Annotated in this window: 20 protein-coding genes; 11 read left to right on the forward strand and 9 right to left on the reverse strand. The window is 54.7% G+C overall.

The window, feature by feature from the left end; genetic code table 11:
* Nucleotides 1–27 precede the first annotated feature (27 nt).
* Nucleotides 28–939: a 23S rRNA (adenine(1618)-N(6))-methyltransferase RlmF gene (gene rlmF, locus BH714_RS02905; RefSeq protein WP_040016982.1), complete on the forward strand. Its 912-nt coding sequence runs from the start codon at nt 28–30 to the stop codon at nt 937–939.
* 46 nt (nt 940–985) lie between these two features.
* Here rlmF and ybiO read toward each other — a convergent pair whose 3' ends face one another.
* The 6 genes from ybiO to rhtA form a co-directional block, all read right to left on the reverse strand.
* Complete coding sequence (ybiO, locus tag BH714_RS02910; RefSeq protein WP_040016983.1) at nt 986–3196, reverse strand: mechanosensitive channel protein; 2211 nt, start codon at nt 3194–3196, stop codon at nt 986–988.
* A 131-nt stretch (nt 3197–3327) separates the two neighbouring features.
* Entirely contained in the window at nt 3328–4050 is a 723-nt protein-coding gene (glnQ, locus tag BH714_RS02915; RefSeq protein ID WP_014169252.1) for a glutamine ABC transporter ATP-binding protein GlnQ, read from the reverse strand.
* Nucleotides 4047–4706, reverse strand: a complete 660-nt coding sequence (gene glnP / locus BH714_RS02920) for a glutamine ABC transporter permease GlnP (protein WP_014169254.1) — start codon at nt 4704–4706, stop codon at nt 4047–4049. The genes glnQ and glnP overlap by 4 nt, the downstream gene beginning before the upstream one ends.
* Nucleotides 4707–4790: 84 nt before the next feature.
* Nucleotides 4791–5534, reverse strand: coding sequence for a glutamine ABC transporter substrate-binding protein GlnH (glnH, locus tag BH714_RS02925; RefSeq protein WP_014883108.1), 744 nt, complete (start codon nt 5532–5534; stop codon nt 4791–4793).
* 362 nt (nt 5535–5896) lie between these two features.
* Nucleotides 5897–6400, reverse strand: a complete 504-nt coding sequence (dps, locus tag BH714_RS02930) for a DNA starvation/stationary phase protection protein Dps (RefSeq protein ID WP_010428924.1) — start codon at nt 6398–6400, stop codon at nt 5897–5899.
* A 300-nt stretch (nt 6401–6700) separates the two neighbouring features.
* Complete coding sequence (gene rhtA / locus BH714_RS02935) at nt 6701–7588, reverse strand: threonine/homoserine exporter RhtA (protein WP_040016985.1); 888 nt, start codon at nt 7586–7588, stop codon at nt 6701–6703.
* Nucleotides 7589–7942: 354 nt separating this feature from the next.
* Between rhtA and ompX the strand changes: the two genes are divergently transcribed.
* Nucleotides 7943–8461: an outer membrane protein OmpX gene (gene ompX, locus BH714_RS02940; RefSeq protein WP_020884910.1), complete on the forward strand. Its 519-nt coding sequence runs from the start codon at nt 7943–7945 to the stop codon at nt 8459–8461.
* Between the two features lie 96 nt (nt 8462–8557).
* Here the strand turns inward: ompX and BH714_RS02945 are convergent, their stop codons facing one another.
* Together BH714_RS02945 and mntS are read right to left on the reverse strand one after the other, a co-directional pair.
* Nucleotides 8558–10141 carry a phosphoethanolamine transferase gene (locus tag BH714_RS02945; protein ID WP_025204621.1) on the reverse strand — a complete coding sequence of 528 codons (1584 nt, stop codon included), beginning with the start codon at nt 10139–10141 and terminating at the stop codon, nt 8558–8560.
* A 283-nt stretch (nt 10142–10424) separates the two neighbouring features.
* Nucleotides 10425–10556 carry a manganase accumulation protein MntS gene (mntS, locus tag BH714_RS02950; protein WP_020884908.1) on the reverse strand — a complete coding sequence of 44 codons (132 nt, stop codon included), beginning with the start codon at nt 10554–10556 and terminating at the stop codon, nt 10425–10427.
* Between the two features lie 183 nt (nt 10557–10739).
* Here mntS and mntR point away from each other — a divergent pair, with 183 nt between their 5' ends.
* The 9 genes from mntR to BH714_RS02995 all read left to right on the forward strand — a co-directional run bounded on the left by mntR (nt 10740) and on the right by BH714_RS02995 (nt 21380).
* The gene (gene mntR / locus BH714_RS02955) at nt 10740–11213 is read left to right on the forward strand and encodes a manganese-binding transcriptional regulator MntR (protein WP_014169260.1); all 474 of its coding nucleotides are present in this window, start codon (nt 10740–10742) and stop codon (nt 11211–11213) included.
* Nucleotides 11210–12319: an anion transporter gene (locus BH714_RS02960; RefSeq protein WP_040016987.1), complete on the forward strand. Its 1110-nt coding sequence runs from the start codon at nt 11210–11212 to the stop codon at nt 12317–12319. Before mntR ends, BH714_RS02960 begins: the two co-directional genes overlap by 4 nt.
* 101 nt (nt 12320–12420) lie before the next feature.
* A complete protein-coding gene (locus BH714_RS02965; protein WP_020884906.1) occupies nt 12421–13515 on the forward strand; it encodes an HlyD family secretion protein in 1095 nt (364 codons plus the stop codon).
* The gene (locus BH714_RS02970; RefSeq protein WP_040016988.1) at nt 13512–15083 is read left to right on the forward strand and encodes a DHA2 family efflux MFS transporter permease subunit; all 1572 of its coding nucleotides are present in this window, start codon (nt 13512–13514) and stop codon (nt 15081–15083) included. Before BH714_RS02965 ends, BH714_RS02970 begins: the two co-directional genes overlap by 4 nt.
* Nucleotides 15083–16603: an efflux transporter outer membrane subunit gene (locus BH714_RS02975; protein WP_025204620.1), complete on the forward strand. Its 1521-nt coding sequence runs from the start codon at nt 15083–15085 to the stop codon at nt 16601–16603. The genes BH714_RS02970 and BH714_RS02975 overlap by 1 nt, the downstream gene beginning before the upstream one ends.
* Before the next feature lie 106 nt (nt 16604–16709).
* Nucleotides 16710–17750 (forward strand): aldo/keto reductase, encoded by a 1041-nt coding sequence (locus tag BH714_RS02980; protein ID WP_014169266.1) that lies wholly within the window; start codon nt 16710–16712, stop codon nt 17748–17750.
* A 147-nt stretch (nt 17751–17897) separates the two neighbouring features.
* Nucleotides 17898–19274: a glycoside hydrolase family 1 protein gene (locus BH714_RS02985; protein ID WP_040016989.1), complete on the forward strand. Its 1377-nt coding sequence runs from the start codon at nt 17898–17900 to the stop codon at nt 19272–19274.
* A 51-nt stretch (nt 19275–19325) separates the two neighbouring features.
* On the forward strand, nt 19326–20648 hold the full coding sequence (locus tag BH714_RS02990) for a PTS sugar transporter subunit IIC (protein ID WP_040016990.1): 1323 nt from the start codon (nt 19326–19328) through the stop codon (nt 20646–20648).
* A 15-nt stretch (nt 20649–20663) separates the two neighbouring features.
* Nucleotides 20664–21380 (forward strand): GntR family transcriptional regulator, encoded by a 717-nt coding sequence (locus BH714_RS02995; protein ID WP_014169269.1) that lies wholly within the window; start codon nt 20664–20666, stop codon nt 21378–21380.
* Between the two features lie 70 nt (nt 21381–21450).
* Here the strand turns inward: BH714_RS02995 and ldtB are convergent, their stop codons facing one another.
* Complete coding sequence (gene ldtB, locus BH714_RS03000; protein ID WP_025204618.1) at nt 21451–22371, reverse strand: L,D-transpeptidase; 921 nt, start codon at nt 22369–22371, stop codon at nt 21451–21453.
* Between the last annotated feature and the right edge of the window lie 78 nt (nt 22372–22449).

Consider the following 22449-nt stretch of genomic DNA (forward strand, 5'->3'; position numbering starts at 1 on the left):
TTACGCCGCTGTTTAAAGGAGAAAGCCATGACTTCCCAAAAGCCGGGATTGCACCCACGAAATCGCCATCGTAACCGCTATGACATGAATGCGTTGTGTCAGAGCTGTCCTTCGCTGCAGGACTACATTGTGCAGACACCTGCCGGTGAACCTTCGGTCAACTTTGCCGATCCGCAGGCGGTTAAAATGCTCAATAAAGCCCTGCTGGCACACTATTACGGTGTGGCGCACTGGGATATTCCGGAAGGCTTTCTCTGCCCACCCGTGCCGGGGCGGGCCGATTATCTCCACCATCTTGCCGATCTTCTCGCTGACGATCGCAACGGTGTCATCCCTGAGCAAGCATCCGTGCTTGATATCGGTACCGGGGCGAACCTGATTTATCCGTTGATTGGCGTTCATGAATATCACTGGCGCTTTACCGGCAGTGAAATCGGTAATGAGGCGTTTTCCAGCGCACAGGCGATTATCAACGCCAACCCTGGGTTAAGCCGGTCTGTCCGCTTGCGTCGGCAGAAAGATGCCGCATCGATCTTCAACGGGATTATCCACAAGAACGAAAGCTACGATGCCACCCTGTGTAACCCACCGTTCCATGACTCCGCGGCCACCGCCCGTGCGGGCAGCGAGCGCAAACGCCGCAATCTCGGTCAGGCGGAAGATGCCGCGCTGAACTTTGGGGGGCAGCAACAGGAACTGTGGTGCGAGGGGGGAGAAGTGGCATTCATCCTGCGAATGATTGAGGAAAGTAAAGTATTTGGCCGTCAGGTTAAATGGTTCACGACGCTGGTATCCCGTGGGGATAACCTGCCCCCCCTGTACCGTGCACTGACCGACGTGGGCGCCGTTAACGTGGTGAAAAAAGAGATGGCGCAAGGCCAGAAGCAGAGCCGCTTTATCGCCTGGTCATTTATGGACGCTAACAATCGCAGTAAATAACCCACAGGCAGGCCGGGTAAGGCGACGCCGTTACCCGGTCCCCACGCTATAAGGTGGGCTCCTGTGGCGGTGTGGGGGACGCCGGTGAGGGTAATACCTGGTAGGTCTGCACCGGCATCCGCACCGCGGCCAGGTCAAAGTGTTTTTTCACCATACTGTCGAGCGCAAAGCGCACCGTCCACTGCTTCAGTGGCTGCGTGGTGAACGACACGCGCAGGGTAAATGCCGTGTTCGTCAGGCCGACAATACCGGCAAACGACGGCTCTCCAATCACCAGCCCACGAATATCCTCCATCGCCATCATCTCTTCCACGGCGTCCCGTAGCGCCTGTTTCGCTTTATCTGCATCTTCATGACGGTCAACGTCGTAGTTGGCCACTACCGAGCCAATGCCTCGGACAAAGTTAGCGAAAGTGGTTATCGATGACCAAGGAATTATGTGGTACGCCCCGGTGTCCTGGCGCACGCCGACGGAACGAATGGACATGCGCTCTACCGTGCCGGTTAACGGCCCAATCGTGACCAGATCCCCGGTGTTCATCCCGTTCTCAAACTGGATAAAGACGCCGGTGATTATATCCTTCACCAGGGTTTGCGAACCAAAGGAGATAGCCAGCCCCAGCGCGCCGGCACCTGCCAGCAGTGGCGCGATGTTCACGCCGATTTCCGAGAGCACAATCATGATGGTAATGGTGCTGATAATAACCGCCAGCGCATTGCGAAACAGCGTCAGCAGGGTGCGGGAACGGGCGCTGGGCAGGGGGCGGCCGTGAATGTCGGACACCAGACGGTTCTCGATAAGGCTCGCCAGCAACGTCCAGCCAACCGCAGAGAAGAAGAGGATCAGCGCGATGCGAATTAAAATATCGACGGTCTTTTCGCCCGCGCCGTTGTGCAGCCAGTTCCAGAAGTCAAACAATCCCCATGCGTTAAGCAACAGCATAATCGCCACGCAGACGGTGAGAATACGCGCCACTTTCAGTGATACCGAGATCCAGCCGTTGACCCTTTTTTGCAGTTCCGGATAACTGCGCTGCACCTGTGGCGAGAGGGTGAAGGTTTTCGATAGCCAGCGCGACAGCAGGCCAGAGACAAATGCCGCAATGCCAATGATGGCCAGGCTCTTGAACGTCGCCCCCATCATAAATTTCAGGCTGTTGCCCGGGTCGAACAGCGAGAAGAAGCACAACACGATAAAGTAGGCGCTCGCCAGCCAGTGCCACACCAGCGCGAAGGCGCGGATAAAGAGACTGAAAAACGACAGGGAACGATCGGCCAGATGCAGCAAGCTTTGGGTAATGGTCTTTTTGTTATGGAAGATAAGGTACAACGCCCAGACGGTAATGCAGATCATAATCAGCACATTCGCCAGGGCGCCAAACTGCACGTTGACCTGGTTGGAGATGATCGGCACGGCAACCAGCAGACCGTAACCAATCAATCCACTGAGCACGCTGAGGCGCAGCGCCCAGTATCTGGCGCTCTCATCCCGAATCGAGAAGGGACGAAGATCCGGTACGTGCGGGCAAAATATCAAACGCAGCAGCGCCTTAAAGAACTCGATCAGCGCAAAGGCGTTAAGGAAGAGCGCCTGCTGGAAAGCGATGGTTTTATTGCCGGCGTTAAGCCTGTCGGCCAGGACCTGGCCCATAAACAGCGTCAGCGCCAGCAGCAGTAAATCTATGATAAACGCCGACGCTATCATCAGCGGCAGGTGTAACCAGCTGCTTTTCTGCTGGTTCTTCTTGCGCCCCCATTGCCCCATTTTACGGTAGAGCGGCCATGCGCACAGGCGTACCAGCCAGTAAAACAGAAATACAGCGCCCGCCAGCATCAAAAACTGCGTGGCGGCTGTCGTAAACGTATGGGGATTAAACGGTTTATGGGGCGAACCAATCAGGTTGCGATAGAGCTGGGCAAAGCGCGAGGAGAGCTCGCTTCCATAGTGACGGCTCACGTCGGTGACATTTTCCAGCACCGTTTTTTGTTCTTCCACTTGCGGAGGGGTAATTGTCGGCACCGGCTCCTGTGGCGGCGTGGCGGCGACTTTTCGCAACTGTCCGATTAACTCCTGCCGGGAAGTATCGTTTTCAAGCACATCGGCAAGGGCACTGTAGGCGGCTTTTTTCTGTTCAACATCCGGCTCTGGGGGCGGTGTCGTTTGCTGTGTGGCGGTCGTGCCGGTGGTGACGCCGGGGATGGAAACGGCGAACGATGGCGCACAAAACAGGCTAAGCAACAGCAAGATCCACGGCACGGCATCCTCCGGTGAAAATAATGAACAAAAAGATAAGTATAGAGGGCGAGGCGCGCGGGAGGATTTTTGGGAACAATCTGGCGTAAAAAAGCCGGGCATGCCCGGCTCAGAATGGCGTAGCTGAAGCGCTATCAGGAGACGTGCTGCAGGAACTCCTGCAGGCGCTGGCTCGGTGGATTGGCGATCAGCGCTTGTGGGTTACCGTCTTCAGCGATACGGCCCTTATCAATAAAGATCAGGCGGGAAGCCACTTTCTCAGCAAAGCCGATTTCGTGGGTCACGATGACCATTGTCATCCCTTCTTCAGCCAGATCCTGCATGACTTTCAGCACTTCGTGACGCAGTTCCGGGTCAAGCGCCGAGGTTGGCTCATCAAACAGCATCATCTTCGGTTTTACCGCCAGTGCGCGGGCGATAGCCACACGCTGCTGCTGTCCACCGGACAACTCAGATGGGTAGTGATGAGCACGTTCCGCGAGGCCGACTTTAGCCAGCAGATCTTTAGCCAGCGTTTCCGCCGCCGCTTTGCTGGCGCCACGTACGCGCAGTGGACCAAACATTACGTTTTCCAGCGCCGTCAGGTGCGGGAACAGGTAGAACTGCTGGAACACCATGCCGGCTTCCTGACGAATCAGACGGTCGTCGACTTTCGGGTCATTCACCTTCAGGCCATCGACAATCAGATCGCCGCTGGTGATCTCTTCCAGCTTGTTGATGCAGCGCAGCAGGGTCGATTTACCGGAACCGGATGGCCCGATAATGACCACCACTTCACCCTGTTTGATGTTCAGATCGATATTGTGCAGCACCTGGGTTGGGCCAAAGTGCTTGGAAACGTTTTTAAATTCAATCACAGGATTTTCATCCTTCTTTCAAGACGACGCAGAACGAAACTCAGAACCAGAGTGATGATCAGGTAGACAACGGCTACCGCACTCCAGATTTCCAGCGCACGGAAGTTGCCCGCAATGATCTCCTGGCCCTGACGGGTCAGCTCAGCAACGCCGATAACGATGAACAGCGACGTATCCTTAATACTGATGATCCACTGGTTCCCCAGCGGTGGCAGCATGCGGCGCAGGGCCAACGGCAGAATGACGTGGCGGATCGTTTCGCGACGAGAAAGGCCTAACGCCAGACCCGCTTCACTGAAACCTTTATGAATCGACAGGACCGCACCACGGGTAATTTCCGCGATATAGGCACCTGAGTTGATCATAATGGTCACGACAGCGGCGCTGAACGGGTCAATGCGCAGGTCGGTGAAAGCCATTGGCAGGGCGAAGTAGATGAACATGACCTGAACGACAATTGGGGTGCCGCGGATCACTTCGATGAAAACCAGTGCGATGTGGTTTGCAATCCAGCCGCCGTAGGTGCGGGCGAAACCGGCGACAAGACCGATAATCAACCCACCAACCAGACCGAGGACCGAAATCCACAGGGTCATTTTAGCGCCTTCAAGCAAGATAGGAATGGCAGGCCAGATGGCGCTCCAGTCAAACTGCATGATAGTTTCCTGTTACTGTTACCGTGTTTCTAAAATAGCAGGGGCGAAAGGTCGCCCCCGAGTGAACGTCATTTTTAAGAATTATTATTTAGGCTCGGTACCGAACCATTTTTTATAGATTTCGTTGTAGGTGCCGTTCTCTTTCAGGGTTTTCAGCGCGCCGTTAACTTTCGTACGCAGGTCGTCGCTGCCTTTCGGGAACGCAATACCGTACTGCTGGGCTTCCAGAGAATCACCGACAGCTTTGAACTTGCCGTTGCCCGCCGTTTTGATGAAGTACAGGATGTTAGGGGTATCGTGCAGCACCGCGTCAGCACGGTTGGTACCCAGCTCCATGTAGGCGTTATCGATGTTCGGGAACTGACGCAGATCTTTGGTTTTGATGTTTGCTTTCGCGTAATCAACAGAACCGGTACCGCCTTTCACCGCGACGACTTTACCGTCGAGGTCTTTCACGCTTTTTACATCGTTATTATCGGCTTTCACCATCACCAGCAGGCCGCTTTTGTAGTAGCCGTCAGAGAAGTCGATCGCTTTTTTACGTTCTTCAGTAATGGTGATACCGGCCAGGGCCAGATCAACGTTTTTCGTTTGCAGTGCCGGGATGATGCCGCTGAAGTCCATTGGCTTCAGGGTGTAATCCAGTTTGAGTTCTTTTGCGATAGCAGCCCACAAATCAACATCAAAGCCAACGTACTTATCACCCTGTTTGAATTCAAACGGAACGAACGCCGTGTCGGTCGCCACAACCAATTTGTCGGCAGCCTGGGAAGAGACCGCAAAAGCCAGGGTAAGTGCAGCCAGTGAAACTTTTAATACAGACTTCATAGCATTTCCTTTTATATCCACGGGGCGATCCCCTGCGAGAACGAGTGGCACAATGAAAAAATCGTGCCAACTTTACAAGCTGTTGTTTTACAAAGGGGATGATGTCATGCATTGCACAGAAAACGGGGCAATGAACTTTTATTGCACCAAAGTGGAGCACCGTTTTGGTGCGCGTCATTTGGCTCAACAGACGAAGCGTTATTTAGCGTAAATTCTGACGAAAAAACAATCTTCCGTTAACGGTTGTGTGAGGTGATTATTACAATTTTTTCACTTTTGCAGCGTCTCAGGCCAAAAACGTGCACCATAGATGTGCAAAACCCTCACCGGAGGGCGAGGGTTGTATAGGAAATTCTTATGAATTATTCGATGTTGGACTCAATGAACCACAGGAACTGGTCCAGGTCGCGGGAAGCGGCGGTGAAGATATCGGCTGTATCTTCGTCTTTCGCTTCACCGATAGCTTTACGCACATCATTAGCCACTATCGCGTAGCGGTCTGCCAGTTCTTTCAGGTGATCCTGAACGGTATGGATATCGAGCGGATAACTTTTCAGTGGCGTCTTGCTGTTAATCACCTGCGTGGTACCCAGTGCCACACCGCCTAACTGTACGGCACGTTCGGCCATGGTATCGAGGTGGGTAACCAGTGCTGTGCGGAAGCCATCCAGCATTTCATGAACGGCAATAAAGTTTGCACCGCGCATATTCCAGTGGGCCTGTTTGGTGATCAGCGAAAGATCGATGAACTGGATCACCTGGCGATTCAGCAACTCAATGGTCGCTTTTTTGTCGCTATCCGATACATCGTTACGGGTATAAAGCAGATTAGACGCTTTCGTTTTCACCAGTTTAGCGGTACTCATAATCTCATATCCTCTTGATGTTTGTGTCCCAGGTAATTGCGGGATTAAGTATAGCACCGGATTTTTTCCCTGCGGGGAGGCTCTGCCTATCAGTTTAATAGTGAGAAGGACGTTGTGTTTACAATGGTATGAAATTAAAGGGATTATTTAAAATTGATGCAGATCAATCCTAATTCAGGAAAACGTTATCAACAGCGGGGGAAATATTTCACGAAGAGTGCAAAGTATGTAAAAAAATATTTTAAACGGGAAACTGGCCTTTATTCTGCATGGCTATAAAGCCACGCAGAATATAGGGCGCTAATTGAGGTCAATTTTCTCAACTTTAGGTTCCGGGCGCATCGTTAGCGTTGAGCCCATTGAGGCGGCGATAATCGAACACAGGGCCAGCGTCTGGGTGAAGGTCAGGGTTTCCCCGAGGAAGACCATCCCTGACAGGGCGGCGAGCGCGGGCTCCATGCTCATCAGCGTGCCGAAAATGCGCGTCGGCAGGCGCGTCAGGGCTATCATCTCTAAAGAGTAGGGGAGTGCTGTGGAAAGAATGGCGACCGCCAGCCCGATGGGCATGACTGACCATTGCCAGATGGACTCGGTGGCCTGAGCCATACCCACCGGCACAAAGATGATAGCGGCAATTAATGAACCGATTGCAACCGTCGCCGGGCCATGCTCTTCCCCGGCGCGCTGTCCGGTCAATATATAGATAGCCCAGCAGGCACCCGCCCCCAGAGCCAGCGCCGCGCCTGTGAGATCGATCTCTGAGACGCTCTGACCCAGCGGCAGCAGGAACCACAGGCCAAGAACGGCTAAAATTACCCAGATAAAGTCAACGGGACGACGGGACGAGAAAAGCGCTACCGCCAGCGGGCCAGTAAACTCCAGTGCAACGGCAATCCCCAACGGAATTGTCTGGATGGAGAGATAGAACATGTAGTTCATCGCTCCCAGGGACAGCCCGTAAAAAAGTAGCGGTAAGCGTTGTTCTTTTTTAAAGCGTAAACGCCAGGGTTTGAAAATCACCACCAGGATCGCGGTTCCGAGGGCAATACGCAGGGCCGTGACCCCAGGCGCACCGACCAGCGGAAAGAGAGATTTGGCCAGCGAGGCACCGCTTTGAATGGACAACATGGCGATGAGTATGACGAAAACCGGCAACCAGACCGACGACGAGCGGGATAACCCAGGCATCCTTTCTCCTGTCAACTTATGTCAAATGAAGTAAAGGTTGCAGTGTAAAGGAAATAAGCTGCAACGGTTGAGAGACCGTTGAAAAAAAAACGTGTAAATTCCGTAAAATGGTTAAGCGCTGGTGGATTTATCGCCTGTCAGATTAGGAATAATCTGGATGAATGTAACGGCGCAGACGCGCAGTATGAGCGTTTTATAGCGAAAATTGTATGTGATTTGAATGAGATAGCTAACGCTGGAAACGTTCTGTTACAGGAAAGGTTCAGTTAGACATCACGAATCACAAAGAGTTTCGCAAATTTTTTTGATATATTTAAAACTTACGGACTTACTTGAAGCACATTTGAGGTGGTTATGAAAAAAATTGCATGTCTTTCAGCACTGGCCGCTGTACTGGCTGTTTCCGCAGGTACCGCTGTAGCTGCTACTTCTACTGTAACTGGTGGTTACGCTCAGAGCGATATGCAGGGCGTGATGAACAAAGCTAACGGTTTCAACCTGAAGTATCGTTACGAGCAGGATAACAACCCACTGGGCGTGATCGGTTCTTTCACCTACACCGAGAAAGATCGTTCTGAAAACGGCGCATACAACAAAGGCCAGTACTACGGCATCACCGCTGGTCCAGCTTACCGTCTGAACGACTGGGCAAGCATCTACGGTGTTGTAGGTGTTGGCTACGGTAAATTCCAGCAGACCGAAAACCAGGGTCTGAACCGCACTGCAAGCAACAGCGACTACGGCTTCTCCTATGGCGCGGGTCTGCAGTTCAACCCAATCCAGGACGTCGCTCTGGACTTCTCTTATGAGCAGAGCCGTATCCGCAACGTTGACGTTGGCACCTGGATCGCGGGCGTAGGTTACCGCTTCTAATCACTTCGGTGAGCCAGTAAAAAATCCGCCCAATGTGGCGGATTTTTTTTTACGTTAACCCCTCGCCTTGCAGGAGAGGGTAGCAGATTGCCCGGATTATTTACTCTTAATATCGAAGATATCGGTTCCCAGATGGTTATAGTCAACTTTCTGTAACTTGAAGTTGGTAATGTAAACTGGGGGAGCCTTCTTGTTAGAGACAAACGGGTACGCATTTTTTATCTGCTGTGCCGAAATCCCCGTCCACTGCGAGAAGAAGGTCAGGAAATCATTGGCCGAACGCCGCGCTTTAATAATGCGATGCGTTTTATCATCACTCGACACAACCATAAACGGTACCTGGAAGTTCTGCTGGAACTTATCGTCGTGCGCCAGATACTGCACCTCTTTACCGCGCTCTTTAAACGCCAGCCCGTGATCCGAGAAGTAGACCATCGAGAAACTGTCACCCGTATTGCGTAACTGATCGTACAGTTTGCTGAGCAGGTCGTCGGTTTGCGTCATGGTGTAGAGATAGCATGAGGTTTCCTTGGACTGCACAAACTCTGCGTATTTACCGCCGGTCCGATCGCAGGCCTGCGGGTGAGACCCCATCAGGTGCAGAACAATCAGCTGCGGCTGGGTACGCGGAGAGGCAAAGACCTGCGCCGTCATTTTCAGCAACGCTTCATCTTTCGTGTTCTTGTCCGCTTCAAAATCACCGTTCTTCAGGAACTGCACTTCGTCGGCGCGTCTGGCAATACTGGCAATGGCCGTATCGTATTCGCCAATTTGTCCCTGATTGGAGAACCACCAGGTCTGGAAACCTGCGCGGTTCGCCAGGGTAACAAAGTTATCCTGAAACTGGGGTTTGTCGTCGACCACCCGGTTCAGCGTCAGGCCGAGAGATTTCTGCGTTGAGCCGCTGGCCGCAACATAATCGGTAAACAGGGTGCCTTTGACCGAACTGGCGAACGGCGTGTTGTCCCAGTGTCCGCCAAAGGCTCCCATGGCGTCGCGACGTGCACTTTCACCAATCACCACCACATAGGTGTGATATTTGGGCTTCACGGCCAGCACGTTCCAGGTGTCTTTCATATTTGAAAGCTCAGCCATACGTGCCTGTTCGTCGAGCACCTCTTTATTGTTAACGACGACGTCTTTCACAAAACGGAACACCGGATAGCCGGTATCCTTCAGCTTGAACACCCCACCCCAGGCCAGGTTTTGTACTGGTGCGACAAAGAATGCCACCACGCTAAACGCCAGGCACAGGTGCTCAATTTTTCCCCACGTTTTTTTCTCTTCCGCTTTACGGCGAACGGCTATCACGCCAAGGGCAAAGATAAAGAGGCCGACCACATAGCTGTACCAGGGGAAGATCGTCAGGATCTCTGTTGACTCTTCCATATTGGTCGAGTGCAGCGCCAGCAGGGTATTAAAGTTCGGCGAGCCGTAAGCCTGACCAAACGGGAAATAGAGTGCAGCGACCAGAGAACAGATTCCGACTAACGTTTTTTGCGCGCGCGGAGCCGTTCGCCACAGCACATGCAATATGCAGGTAAAGGCCACGGCATAGAGCAGGCTAAAGGGATAGCCCAGCGCAAAGTTAATCAGTAATGACTGCAAAAAGTAAAATCCCGTCCACGGGCTTAAGGCCCGGCTACGGGTAACAACGGTGTCTATCAGGGTTAAATTCATAGGTCACTATCATGGATAAAAACGCCATGTGCTCACCCTGGCGTCAAGGGTCATAACCTGCCTGACAGTGCGTGGAGAGGGAATGAGGGTCCGCTTCAGCGAGCCGCAAATTGTGCAGGGCTGCAAGAAGATAGTGCGAGCGCTAAATAATAGCAACAGTTGCTAAGCAGATGTTTTGCGAAGGGGATTGCAAATCCGTAAAAAAGATCGGGAATAGGGCGGCTAAAAGCCAGTGTACAGAGGGTTTGTGACGGAAAAATGAAGCGGCGTACCGCAACGCCGCTTAGTGGGAAGGTTTGTCGTCCTGATGCGGGGGTTTGTTGTTAAACATATCGCACAGCATGTTCAACAGCATCAGGCGTACTTTAAAGGGGGAGTGGGTAAACACGTTCATACACCTCTTGAATTCGTTCATGAGACCTCCTGATTTTTGATCCCTTCGATCCGTGAAGGGTGACTGCATTACATACAGATATAGCACAGGCTATATTGTATAGCTATGGCTATTTCGTTAATTTTTTGTGCTTGTAGAGGGATGGTTTACAATGTGCGCTCTCGATACAGGGCGCTGGAAGCGTCACCCCACTGAGGAAGTACAATGAACCGTCGCGCAGGTAAGCCAACAATCAGAAAAACGACGCAACTGGTGAATGTTGAAGAACATGTCGAAGGTTTTCGCCAGGTACGTGAAGCGCACCGTCGTGAGTTGATTGATGACTATGTTGAACTGATTTCCGATTTGATTCGCGAGGTCGGGGAGGCGCGCCAGGTGGATATGGCTGCACGGCTGGGCGTTTCCCAACCGACAGTGGCAAAAATGTTAAAACGTCTGGCCTCCGTGGGCCTGATTGAAATGATCCCCTGGCGCGGCGTCTTTCTGACGCCGGAAGGGGAGAAACTCGCCCAGGAGAGTCGCGAGCGCCACCAGCTCGTCGAAAACTTCTTACTGGTGCTGGGCGTAAGCCCGGAAATTGCCCGCCGGGACGCGGAAGGAATGGAACACCACGTCAGCGAAGAGACGCTGGTTAAGTTTCGCGAATTTACCCTTAAATATGGTCCCTCCGCTGAATGAACATCCCCGGACTGCAGGCCCTGGCACGCGATCGTTTCTTCCATCTCTTATTCATCATTGGCGCAGTACTGAGCATCTTTGTGCCGTTTGCGCCACACACCTGGCCTGCGGTGATTGACTGGCGCACCATCATTACCCTCAGTGGCCTGATGATGCTCACCAAAGGGGTAGAGTTGAGCGGCTATTTTGACGTCCTGGGACGTAAAATGGTGCGCCGCTTTGCCACTGAACGCCGTCTGGCGCTGTTTATGGTGTTCTCTGCTGCGGTGCTGTCGACGTTTCTGACCAACGACGTGGCGCTGTTTATCATCGTGCCACTCACGCTCACGTTGCGTAAGCTCTGCGAGATCCCGGTTAGCCGGCTGATCATTTTCGAGGCACTGGCCGTTAACGCCGGTTCGCTTCTGACCCCTATCGGCAACCCACAAAATATTCTCCTGTGGGGACGCTCCGGGCTGTCGTTTGCCGCTTTTACCTGGCAGATGGCTCCGCTGGCGCTGGTGATGATGGTGTCGCTGCTGGCGGTCTGCTGGTTCGCGTTCCCGGTTAAAAAACTGCAGTACCACAGCGGTACCACGGGCCCGCAGTGGCAGCCGCGTCTGGTGTGGAGTTGTCTGGCGCTGTACATCGTTTTCCTGTTCGCGCTGGAACTGAAGTATGAACTGGCGGGCGTACTGCTCGTCGCCGCCGGTTTTTTATTCCTGGCGCGGCGCGTGCTGGTCAGCGTGGACTGGACGTTATTGCTGGTCTTTATGGTGATGTTTATTGATGTGCATCTGCTTATCCAGCTTCCGGTACTGCAACACGTTCTGCACAGCGTCAGCGGCCTGTCGCAGCCGGGATTGTGGCTCACGGCGATTGGTCTGTCACAGTTCATCAGCAACGTGCCTTCCACCATTTTACTCCTCAACTACGTTCCCCCTGACACGCTGCTGGCGTGGGCGGTGAATATCGGCGGGTTTGGGCTGCTGCCCGGTTCGCTTGCTAACCTGATTGCCCTGCGTATGGCTAACGATCGTCGTATCTGGTGGCGTTTCCATGTCTGGTCGATCCCGATGCTGATTTGGGCCGCGGCGATCGGTTTCGGAATTTTCCTTCTCATATAGTGCGCAATTTGTCAGTTTTTCCTGGCAAACGTATAGCAACGTCCTAGCTTTAGTGAACGGCATAGTGTGATGCCGCTCACTGACAGGACTGTTGCTGACCTATGGCTGAAGATCAAAACCTGCCTGCTGACGAGCAGGAAAACAACACTAAACAGCGTAAGCGCCCGGGCAAAAAACCGTTAATCATCCTTGGCATTGTCGTGGTGGTGATGGTTATCGTGGCGCTGGTCTGGTGGTTTTTAACCCGTAACGAAGAGACCACTGACGACGCCTTTACCGACGGTGATGTGGTGACGATTGCCCCGAAAACGGCAGGCTATGTCACCGAGCTGCGCGTGCGCGATAACCAGCGGGTGAAAAAGGGTGACCTGCTGGTGGTTATCGATCCGCGTGATACCACCGCCCAGCGCGATCAGGCGCAGGCCCAGCTTGGGCTGGCGATCGCCCAGCTGCATCAGGCTCAGGCGCAGCTGGCGCTGTCAAAAGTCCAGTATCCCGCTCAGCGTGATGAAGCCAAAGCGCAGGTGATTAAAGCGCAGGCCGATCTGGCCAATGCGCAGGCGGAGTATCGCCGCCAGCGAGGCGTTGACCCGCGAGCGACCACCCAGCAAAGTATTGATACCGCCAATGCCCAGCTGCGCAGTGCCCAGGCGGGCCTGGCAAGTGCGCAGGCGCAGCTTGAAGTGGCAGAGCAGGTACAGCTGCAGATCCGCCAGCAGGAAACCAATGTGGAAGCGCGTCAGCGCCAGGTCGATCAGGCCAAAGCGCAGCTGGAAACCGCGACGCTGAACCTCTCTTACACCGAAGTCCGCGCCCCGTTTGACGGTTTTGTCACTAAACGCAACGTCCAGCCCGGCACCCTGGTGCAGGCGGGTACCGCGCTGTTTTCACTGGTCTCTCCGAATGTGTGGGTGGTGGCGAACTTTAAAGAGTCGCAGCTCGAACGCATGAAGCCGGGCGATAAGGTCGAGGTGTCCGTAGATGCCTGGCCGGATATGGCGCTCGAAGGCCATGTCGACAGTATTCAACAGGGCAGCGGCTCGCGCTTCTCCGCCTTCCCGTCGGAAAACGCTACCGGTAACTTTGTCAAAATCGTTCAGCGCGTGCCGGTGAAGATCGTGATTGATAAAGGGCTGGATCCCAACAAACCACTGCCGCTTGGGCTGTCGGTGGCACCGAAGGTGACAGTGGAATGACGGATCACAGCCACGACAACTGGCGACCTGCCAGTAATCCGTGGGCGGTGGCGATTGTGGTCACGCTGGCGGTGTTTATGGAAATCCTCGACACCACTATCGTTAACGTGGCGCTCCCGCATGTGGCCGGGTCGCTCTCGTCCAGCTACGACGAATCCACCTGGGTATTGACCAGCTACCTGGTGGCAAACGGCATAGTGCTGCCGATATCGGCTTTCCTGAGTCGGGTTTTTGGCCGCAAGCAGTTCTTCCTGATCTGCATCGTGATGTTCACGGTCTGTTCGTTCCTGTGCGGGATCGCCACCGAGCTGTGGCAGATCATTCTTTTTCGCGTAATGCAGGGCTTTTTCGGCGGCGGGCTGCAGCCCACGCAGCAGTCGGTGCTGCTCGACTACTTTAAACCCGAGGACCGGGGTAAAGCGTTTGGCCTGTCGTCAATCGCCATCATCGTTGCGCCGGTACTTGGCCCGACGCTGGGCGGCTGGATCACCGATAACTACTCCTGGCGCTGGGTTTTCTTCATCAACATTCCGGTGGGGATTGTAACGGTGCTGGCGATCTACCAGCTGCTGGAAGACCCGCCATGGGAAAGCAAATCGAAAGAGAAGCTGTCTATCGACTGGACGGGGATCGGCCTGATCGCGCTGGGGCTGGGCTGCCTGCAGGTGATGCTCGACCGGGGAGAAGATGAGGACTGGTTTTATTCGAACTTTATTCGCACCTTTGCCGTGCTGACGCTCATCGGCATTATTGGAGCGATTTACTGGCTGATGTATGCCAAAAAACCGGTGGTAGATCTGCACTGCATGAAAGATCGCAACTTCGCCATCTCCAGCCTGTTGATGGCGGGCATGGCGATGATTCTGTACGGCAGTTCGGTGGTGATTCCGCAGCTTGCACAGCAGGATCTGGGCTACACCGCCACCTGGTCCGGGCTGGTCCTTTCGCCGGGCGCCGTGTTAATCGTATTGACTATCCCGCTGGTGCTGAAGCTGATGCCGGTGGTGCAGACGCGCTGGATTATCGCTTTCGGTTTTACCTGCCTGGCGGTGTCGTTCTTCTGGTCACGTACGCTGACCCCGGATATCGATTTCGAAACGCTGGTGTTGTTCCGCAGCGCCCAGTCGATAGGGCTTGGGTTCCTGTTTGTTCCTCTCACCACCATTGCTTTTATTTCGATACCGAGGCGGCTGAACGCCGATGCGGCGGCGCTGTTCACCATGTTTCGCAACGTGGCGGGCTCAATTGGCATCTCGCTTTCTACGGCGGCCATTACCGAACGTTCCCAGGCGCACAGCGCGCATCTGGCCTATCACGCGTCACCGTTTAATGAACAGTTCCAGCTGGCGATACGCGAAAGCGCACAGGCGATCCAGAACTTCACCACTCAGGTCGGGGACCCTACCGGTACCGCCACCGGGCGCATGTACCAGACCATGATCGAGCAGTCGCGCTTCCTGGCGTATATCGACGTGTTCACCATTCTGAGCGTGGTAGCCATGTTACTGATTCCGTTTTGTTTGTTGCTCTCGCCGGTTAAGAGCGAGGGGAGTGCAGGAGCACATTGATGATACACAGACGTTTAACCCCCCTGATGATCATGCTGCTGGCAGGCTGTGCCGTGGGGCCAGATTACCAGCCGCCGGCGTCGCAGACCCCGACACACTGGAACGATCCGGGTGACAGCGGCGTGAAGTCAAAAACGGCCTCGACGGCAACCAACCCACGCTGGTGGAAAACCTTCGGTTCACCGCAGCTGGACAGCCTGATAGAGCGCGCGATCGCGGGAAATTTATCCCTGCAGCAGACGGTGTTGCGTATTGCCGGGGCGCGCGAACAGATTAACCAGGCGGGTGGGGCGTTTTACCCTTCCGTAAACGGTAATCTGCAGGCCACGCGCCAGCAGCTTGGGCTGGAGGGAGAGCTGAAATCCCACGGCGTGTACGACCAGCTTGATAACGTGGATCCTGAACTCAGGGGCGCGCTAGGACCGCTGACGCAGCCGATCAATCTTTACCAGGGAAGCTTCGATGCGCAGTGGGAAATCGACCTGTGGGGCAAGGTGCGCCGACAGGTAGAGGCTGCCGAAGCGCAGCAGAAAGCGGCGATAGAGCAGCGTAACGACGCGCTGGTGTCGCTGGAGGCGGAAGTGGCGCGCGCATGGCTGCAGCTGCGGGGGGCGCAGAGCATCATTGCCACGCTGAACACCCAGATTAAGAGCGCGCAACAAACCCTGGAACTCACCGAAAGCCGCCAGCGGGGCGGGCTGTCACCGCAAATGGACGTTGAAAATGCGCGTGCCCAGTTGGGGAACCTCGAAGCGCAGCTTCCTCAGTATCAGGCCCAGGCACGGCAGGCAATGAATGGCCTCGCGATTTTACTCGGCAAGCCGCCGGGGGCGCTGGATGCGGAGCTGCAGTCGGCGCAGCCGATGCCCGCCCTGCCGGATATCGTACAAACGGGTATCCCATCCACGCTGGCCCGTCGTCGTCCTGACGTGCGCGAGGCGGAAGCCAACCTCCACGCCGCCACGGCGCAAATTGGCGTTTCCGTGGCGCAGCTGTTCCCGAGCTTTACCCTCTCAGGGCAGTTTGGTCTGCGAAACAGCGAAACCAACTGGCTGACGGACTGGAGCAGCCACTTCTACAGCTTCGGCCCGCAGGTCTCGATACCGATTTTCCAGGGCGGAAGACTGGTCTCGAGCGTGAAGGTGGCGCGTGCGCAGCAGGGCGCGGCAGTGCTCGACTACCGCCAGACGGTGCTCACCGCGCTCGGGGACGTAGAGAATGCGCTGGTGAGTTACCGCACCGATCAGCAGCGTGAAGCCGGCCTTGCTAAAACCATCGATGCGTTGCAAAACGCGTTCGATTTGGCAAGCGACAGCTACCGGCAGGGGATCGCCAGCTTTATTGACGTGCTGGATGCCCAGCGGCAGCTGGCGCAGGCGCAGCAGCAACGCGCGCAGGCGCAGGTACAAAGCGCTCTCGATCTGGTGGCGCTCTACAAAGCGCTGGGCGGCGGCTGGGAGCCGTATCAGCAGGTGCAATTACCGGATTACAAGGTCTTTGGTGAGGCTCCGCGCGGATAAGATTCAGAGGATTGGGCAAGAAACGGACAGGAACACCACATTCGCGATGGCTATGGGGCGGGTATAACTATCGGGTACCCATCGAACGACATGCGAGGATTATCTTATGCGTTATCAAAAACTGGGCAATACCGGTCTGTTTGTGTCTGAACTGTGCCTTGGCACCATGACCTTCGGCGGAGAAGGCGGCATGTGGGGCAAGATTGGTCAGCTGCAGCAAAGTGAAGCCGAGCAGCTGGTGGGCCGTGCACTGGATGCCGGAATTAATTTCATCGATACCGCGGATGTGTATTCGGAAGGGCGCTCGGAGGAAATCACCGGCCAGGCGCTGAAGAACCTGAAAATTCCGCGCGAAAACGTGGTGGTTGCCACCAAAGTGTTTGGCGAAACGGGCACGGCCGGGGTGAACTCCCGCGGCAGTTCGCGCTATCACATCATCAGTAGCGTCAAAGAGAGCCTGCGCCGTCTGCAGCTCGATCATATCGATCTGTATCAACTCCACGGTTTTGACCCGGCAACCCCTGTCGAAGAGATGCTCTACGCGCTGGATAACCTGGTGCAGCATGGGCACGTGCGTTATATCGGCGTCTCTAACTGGGCGGCGTGGCAGATTGCCAAAGCGCTGGGCATTTCCGAACGCCTTGGACTGGCGCGTTTTGCTTCGCTGCAGGCGTATTACACCATCGCCGGGCGCGATCTTGAGCGTGAACTGATACCGATGATGCAGAGTGAAGGCGTCGGGTTGATGGTCTGGAGCCCACTGGCAGGCGGTCTGCTTAGCGGAAAATATGGCCGTGACGGGCAGAGTGAATCCGGCGGTCGCCGCCTGGAATTTGACTTCCCGCCGGTGAATAAAGAGCGTGCTTTCGATTGCGTGGATGTGATGCGCACCCTGGCCGAGCGCAAGGGTGTCTCTGTGGCGCAAATTGCGCTGGCGTGGTTGCTGCATCAGAAGGCCGTAACCAGCGTCATTATTGGTGCCAAACGTGTCGACCAGCTGGACGACAACATTGCCGCCACCGGGATCCGTTTAAGCGAAGACGAGCTTAAACAGCTTGATGCCGTCAGCGCGCTGCCGCGCGAATACCCGGGCTGGATGCTGGAGCGGCAGGGTGAATATCGCCGTCATCAGCTTGCACAACAATAACCGTCCTTCCCCCCGGTCTCGCTTCGCTGACCGGGTTTTTTTCCCGCCTTGCTCACAAAAAACGATCCTCCTCTTTGATTGATTTTTCGTCTTCGCCTATATGACTAGTCATGAGATATTAAATGACTAGTCATATAGGGAGCGATCATGAATCAATTTCTGCCAGCCAATTTTTTATGGGGCAATTCCGTATCCAGTATGCAGACGGAAGGGGCCTGGAATGAGGGAGGAAAGGGAATGTCGGTATATGACATTCGCGAAGCCGGGGAGAACGTTTCTGACTGGAAAGTCGCGACCGATTCCTACCACCGCTATCGGGAAGATTTCGACCTGATGCAGGATCTGGGCATGAACTGCTACCGCTTTCAGATCGCCTGGAGCCGCGTATGTCCACAGGGCGACGGTGACTTCAACGACGAAGGCATCGCCTTTTATGACGGCTTTATTAACGATTTAATTGCCCGCGGCATTGAGCCGATGATCTGCCTCTACCACTTCGATATGCCGCTGGCGCTGGCGCAGGAGTACAACGGCTTTAACGATCGCCGTGTGATGGACGCGTTTATCCGCTACGGCAAAAAGATGATCGACTGTTACGGCGACCGGGTGAAGTACTGGCTGACGTTTAACGAGCAGAACATCTTCCACATGCCGGAAGCCTTCCGGATCTCGGGCTATATGAAAGGCGAGAAAACCCTGCGCGAGCTGTATGAACTGCAGCACCACACCATGGTCGCGCATATGACCCTGACCGAATACCTGCACCAGACCCGTCCGGGCCAGCTGATGGGCGGTATGCTGGCGCACCAGCTGGTCTATCCGGCGACCTGTAAACCGCGTGATATCTTCTGCGCCCAGCAGTATGACGAATTCCTCAACCAGAACCTGCTGCGCGTCTTTGCCGGCCAGGGTTACAGCCCGGCGGTGATGGCGGTCGTGGAACAGCAAGGTTTTGCGGATATCTACCGCGCTGAGGATCTTGCGCTGCTGGCGCGTACCAAAAACGACTATATGGCCTTCAGTTACTACGCCAGTAAAACCCTCGACAGCGATGCGATCCCCGAAGGAACGCCGGTCAACGATTACCTTCTGCACGGTGATAAAAATAACCCGTACCTGAAAGCGACCGAATGGAACTGGCAGATTGATCCGCTGGGCTTTCGCACCATCATCACCCGCTATTACAACGACTGGCGTATGCCGGTATTCCCGATTGAAAACGGTATTGGGGTGATCGAGTCCTGGGACGGTGTGAATCCGATTGAAGATATCTACCGTATTGACTACCACCGGGCGCATATCGAGGCGATGAAACAAGCCATGTTTGAGGATGGCGCAGAGGTGATCGGTTACCTCGGCTGGGGCTTAATCGACATTCTGAGTTCACAGGGAGACATGCGTAAGCGTTACGGCGTGGTCTATGTGAACCGTGAAAACCACGACCTCAAAGACTTAAAGCGCGTACCGAAGAAGAGCTACGCATGGTTGAAACAGGTTATCCATACCAACGGACGCGAGATGTAAGCCGTACGCTGCCGGGCCGTTTTTGTGACTGATTGAAGGGAAATATCCGCTATGTCTGAAACAAAAATAACACCGCATATGCAGTCTTTTGTCGACAGATTTGTTGAGTTCTCGGCGCGCCTGGCAAACCAGGTGCACCTGCGTTCCCTGCGCGATGCCTTCGCCACGGTCATGCCCATTTTCATCCTTGCCGGTCTGGCGGTGCTGGTGAATAACGTGGTATTTCCATGGATTTTTGAAGGCGACACGCTGGCGCATTTTAAGGTGTGGGGCGAGGCGATTATTAACGGTACGCTGAATATCGCCGCGCTGTTGCTGGCACCGATGATTGCCTGGTCGCTGGCACGCAACAAAGACTTCGACAACCCGGTCTCGGCAGTGGTTATCGCCATCAGCAGTTTTATCATTATGATGCCGATGCGCTTACAGCTCACGCCCGTCGGCAGCGACGCCACGGTGAGCGTCACGCAGGTGCTGACGTTCTCCAATATTGGCTCAACCGGCATTTTTGCCGGGGTGCTGATTGGTCTGCTCTCAACGGAACTGTTTATCGCCATTTCTCGTCTGAAAGCGCTGCACATTTCTTTAGGTGAAAATGTACCGCCGGCGGTCAGTAAATCGTTTACCGCGCTGATCCCGACGATCCTGACGCTTTCCCTGTTTGCCATACTGGCCGCGCTTCTGGCGAACGTGTTGCACACGGATCTCATCCATCTGATCACCACTTTTATTCAGCAGCCGCTGCGCCTGATCAACACCAGCCTGCCGGGCACGATTTTTATCTATAGCTTTGGTAACTTCCTGTTCACGCTTGGGATCCATCAGTCGGTGGTTAACAGCGTGGTGCTGGAGCCGTTTCTGCTGATCAACACCAACGAGAATATGCTGGCCTTTGCCAACGGTCAGCCTGTCCCACATATCATCAATAATATCTTTGTACCGACCTTTGGTATGGTGGGGGGCACCGGCAGCACGATTTCCCTGTTGATTGCCATTTTCATCTTCTCACGGCAAAAATCGGCGAAACAGGTGGCCCGTTTGTCGCTGGCGCCGGGCCTGTTTAACATCAACGAGCCGGTCATTTTTGGCCTGCCGATTGTGTTCAACCTGCCGCTGATGATCCCCTTTGTGCTGCTACCTGCCATAGGTATCTGGTTTGCGTGGCTCTGTACTACCCTGGGGTTAATGTCGCGCTGTGTGGTTATGATCCCGTGGACAACCCCGCCCATTCTGAGCGCCTGGCTGGCAACGGCAGGGGACTGGCGCGCCGTGGTCGTGCAGTTGGCAATCATTGTATTTGGTGTATTCTTCTACCTGCCTTTCCTCAAAATTGCCGAGAGAGTGGCATTAAAAAACAGCGGGACAGAAAACTAACAAAAAGGAAGGACGATGGCGGCGAAGTACATCACCATAGCGCGGGAAATTAAGAAACGCATTATTAGCCAGCAATACGCCGCCAACGAACCGCTCCCGGACCAGTTTGCCCTGGCGGCGGAGTTCAGCACCAGCCGGATGACCATACAACAGGCCATACGCCAGTTAATTGTGGAAGGGCTGATCTATACCCGTCAGGGGCAGGGGACGTTTATCCGCAAAAATTTCCTGCAACTCTCGCAGTGGGATCTTTCCGGCAGCGACTACTTCGGCGCAACAAAAACCTGGGAGCATCTGGGCACCGTTTCCAGCGTCGTGGTCCATTTCGAGCTGCGCTTTCCAAACGAGAAGGAGCAGGCCTCGCTGATGATTAACGCCGATGCGCCTGTCTATGACTTTGTTCGGCTGCGTCTGCTCAACGGTGAGCCGATGTCGCTGGACTCCACCGTAATGCCGCTTAATCTGGTGCCCGGTCTGAATAAAAGCCATCTTGAAGGCTCCGTGTTCCGCTACGTGCAGGAGACGCTGGGGCTGAAAATTATGGGGTCGTACCGGGTGGTGCGGGCGCTAAAGCCGAACGCGCTGGATATGCAACACCTTATCTGCGAGCAGACCGATCCGGTGCTGGAGGTGGAGCAGGTTATCTATCTGGAGGATGGCACACCGCTTGAGTATGCCCACTGTCACTACCGTTACGACCACGGTGGGATAGTTATCGTCAATAACGGATAAAAAAAAGCGGGCATCAGAGCCCGCTTTTTTATTCTCAGACCCGGTCAGCAAAGCGCCACCGGGCAGAGGGTCAGTTCAGACGCACTGGCATACCAGAACGGTTCTGAACGGCCTGGTCAACAATCGCTGTCTCTACATCCGGCTGAGAGGTCACGGACTGCACCGCGCTGTTCAGCGTAACCGGAACGATTTCGTTGTTGTTGATCTGGTCTTCGCTGGTGGACAGCGGGTTATGTACTTCAATGTAACGGCTGCCATCCGGCTCAGACGTCGCTTTAACCGGTTCGTTGATGAACTGGACGCGGGTACCGACCGGCACGTTTTCGAACAGGAATTTGATGTCTTCGTTACGCAGACGTACGCAGCCGTGGCTTACGCGCAGGCCGATACCGAAGTTGGCGTTGGTCCCGTGAATCGCGTACAGACGGCCAATGTACAGTGCGTACAGACCCATAGGGTTATCCGGGCCTGCCGGTACAACGGCTGGCAGGGGTTCACCCGCAGCGATGTACTCTGCGTGCATTTTGGCGGTTGGCGTCCAGGTTGGGCCTGCTTTCTTACGCTCAACTTTGGTCGTCCAGTTCATTGGGGTGTCTTTACCCAGCTGGCCGATACCGATTGGCAGCACGATAACCGTGTTGGTGCCTTTCGGGTAGTAATACAGACGCATTTCCGCGCTGTTGATGACGATACCTTCATGGACGGTATCCGGCAGAATCAGCTGCTGAGGAATGTTCAGCACGGTACCGGCTTTAGGCAGATACGGGTCAACACCCGGATTCGCTTCCAGCATGTTAGACAGGCCCAACTGGTACTGCGCCGCGAAATATTCCAGTGGCTGAGCGTTACCTTCAGGCACCGTGACCACCTGGTTTTGACCAACCAGACGGCTACCGTCTGTCGGCAGCGGATAAGTCACCGCAGAAGCGGTTTTGCAAAAACCTACTACGGCTAACGCCGCCGCAAAAAGCGTTGTTAATTTCATGTTCATGTTGTGCGAGGTATCTAAGCCATTCCGGCGATGAGTTGATAAGTCTGAATCTTGATGGGAGCGCATTATATGTGCATT

Source organism: Enterobacter ludwigii (assembly GCF_001750725.1).
GTDB lineage: Bacteria > Pseudomonadota > Gammaproteobacteria > Enterobacterales > Enterobacteriaceae > Enterobacter > Enterobacter ludwigii.

What these genes read in the sequence shown, in the direction of transcription:
- rlmF (WP_040016982.1), top strand. Translation starts at nt 28, where the DNA reads ATGACTTCCCAAAAGCCGGGATTGCACCCACGAAATCGCCATCGTAAC.
- glnP (WP_014169254.1), bottom strand. Translation starts at nt 4,706, where the DNA reads ATGCAGTTTGACTGGAGCGCCATCTGGCCTGCCATTCCTATCTTGCTT.
- glnH (WP_014883108.1), bottom strand. Translation starts at nt 5,534, where the DNA reads ATGAAGTCTGTATTAAAAGTTTCACTGGCTGCACTTACCCTGGCTTTT.
- dps (WP_010428924.1), bottom strand. Translation starts at nt 6,400, where the DNA reads ATGAGTACCGCTAAACTGGTGAAAACGAAAGCGTCTAATCTGCTTTAT.
- rhtA (WP_040016985.1), bottom strand. Translation starts at nt 7,588, where the DNA reads ATGCCTGGGTTATCCCGCTCGTCGTCGGTCTGGTTGCCGGTTTTCGTC.
- ompX (WP_020884910.1), top strand. Translation starts at nt 7,943, where the DNA reads ATGAAAAAAATTGCATGTCTTTCAGCACTGGCCGCTGTACTGGCTGTT.
- BH714_RS02945 (WP_025204621.1), bottom strand. Translation starts at nt 10,141, where the DNA reads ATGAATTTAACCCTGATAGACACCGTTGTTACCCGTAGCCGGGCCTTA.
- mntS (WP_020884908.1), bottom strand. Translation starts at nt 10,556, where the DNA reads ATGAACGAATTCAAGAGGTGTATGAACGTGTTTACCCACTCCCCCTTT.
- mntR (WP_014169260.1), top strand. Translation starts at nt 10,740, where the DNA reads ATGAACCGTCGCGCAGGTAAGCCAACAATCAGAAAAACGACGCAACTG.
- BH714_RS02960 (WP_040016987.1), top strand. Translation starts at nt 11,210, where the DNA reads ATGAACATCCCCGGACTGCAGGCCCTGGCACGCGATCGTTTCTTCCAT.
- BH714_RS02965 (WP_020884906.1), top strand. Translation starts at nt 12,421, where the DNA reads ATGGCTGAAGATCAAAACCTGCCTGCTGACGAGCAGGAAAACAACACT.
- BH714_RS02970 (WP_040016988.1), top strand. Translation starts at nt 13,512, where the DNA reads ATGACGGATCACAGCCACGACAACTGGCGACCTGCCAGTAATCCGTGG.
- BH714_RS02975 (WP_025204620.1), top strand. Translation starts at nt 15,083, where the DNA reads ATGATACACAGACGTTTAACCCCCCTGATGATCATGCTGCTGGCAGGC.
- BH714_RS02980 (WP_014169266.1), top strand. Translation starts at nt 16,710, where the DNA reads ATGCGTTATCAAAAACTGGGCAATACCGGTCTGTTTGTGTCTGAACTG.
- BH714_RS02985 (WP_040016989.1), top strand. Translation starts at nt 17,898, where the DNA reads ATGAATCAATTTCTGCCAGCCAATTTTTTATGGGGCAATTCCGTATCC.
- BH714_RS02990 (WP_040016990.1), top strand. Translation starts at nt 19,326, where the DNA reads ATGTCTGAAACAAAAATAACACCGCATATGCAGTCTTTTGTCGACAGA.
- BH714_RS02995 (WP_014169269.1), top strand. Translation starts at nt 20,664, where the DNA reads ATGGCGGCGAAGTACATCACCATAGCGCGGGAAATTAAGAAACGCATT.
- ldtB (WP_025204618.1), bottom strand. Translation starts at nt 22,371, where the DNA reads ATGAACATGAAATTAACAACGCTTTTTGCGGCGGCGTTAGCCGTAGTA.